The following is a 1,313-nucleotide window of genomic DNA, read 5'->3' as shown; positions in this document are numbered from 1 at the left end:
CGCATACGGCTTGAAATAGGAATATCGTCCCGTCCTAACTGGAAACGCAATTTGCCATTACCATCGATACGAGCATCCGCTACAAATAGCATGGGTAGTGTGTAAGCCACACCCGCTACCACCGTATGGCGGTTATCTTTGTTACTCACCTGGCCGAACATATTCTTGTAATCGCTGCCAAATATATTCTTTTCGTTGGGATTGAACTTTTTATAGTGATAATCAAAGCCGACATAAGGGAAAAGCCATTGATTGCGACCTATATATCGACCAAGCATGGTTTCACTTTCATAACCCATCATCGCATCCGTTCCTAAATGCCACATGGTACTTAATTTCCAGCGTGTGTTAGCCAGCATAACCTGCCCGTCACTTCCATTGCTTTCCAAGCCGACTTTGCCCATCAGATGCGGCATCTGGTCGTCCCAAAACAATCGACGCTGTGCCAGTTTTGGGTCAGGTATTTCGGGGTTCGGTGCTGAGTTCTCGTAACTAAAAACCCTGCCCATACCGCTCATCATGTGGTATAAAATATGGCAATGAAAAAACCAATCACCACCCGCTTCTGAAGCTGCAAATTCAATAGTATCTTTTTCCATCGGCATGATGTCCAGCACATTTTTCATCGGCGCATTTTCACCCTGCCCATTCAGCACCCTGAAATCATGCCCATGCAGGTGCATTGGGTGTCTCATCATACTATTATTATATAGAACGATACGTAAGTTCTCCCCCTTTTTAATCAATATCTTATCGGATTCCGAGACGGTTTTATTGTCCAGAGTCCATACATAACGGTTCATGTTTCCGGTCAGGTCGAATTTCAGTTCCCGCATCGGGCCTTTTGGCAAAGTTGTTTGGTGTGGGTCACGAAGCATACCATAATTGAGTGTAACCAGGTCTGGATTATCTTCACCGGTGACTTCAGGGTACATGACGGTGTTCATATCCATAGTTTGGTTACGCATCTCCATCCCTTCCATTTGCACCATGTTGCCATGCATGTCCATCATACCATTCATCATCTTCATCCCGGCAAAATATTTAAGCTTCGGCATTTTTTCAGCAAGTACTTTCTGACCGCTGCCCAGCCATAACGATGCAGACTTGGTACGGTCTTCTGGGGTTACTAAAAACTCATAACTCTTGTTTTCAGGAATGGTAACAACAACATCATAGGTTTCGGATGGAGCAATGATCAGCCGGTCTACTTCAACCGGATCTACATCATTACCATCTGTAGCTACTACCGTAACCTTGCCGCCGGCATATTTTAGCCAGAAATATGAAGACGCACCCCCGTTTGCAATACG

The 1,313-nt window shown here is 45.1% G+C and carries 1 protein-coding gene; it reads right to left on the bottom strand.

Annotated elements, in window-relative coordinates:
* A partial coding sequence (locus ACVWYN_RS18340; RefSeq protein ID WP_457290343.1) for a multicopper oxidase family protein occupies positions 1 to 1,313 on the bottom strand: 1,313 nt, incomplete at both ends.

This window comes from Pedobacter sp. UYP24, assembly GCF_054057295.1.
Note: the sequence above shows the minus strand (reverse complement) of the source record. Positions and strands in the feature narration are given on the sequence as shown.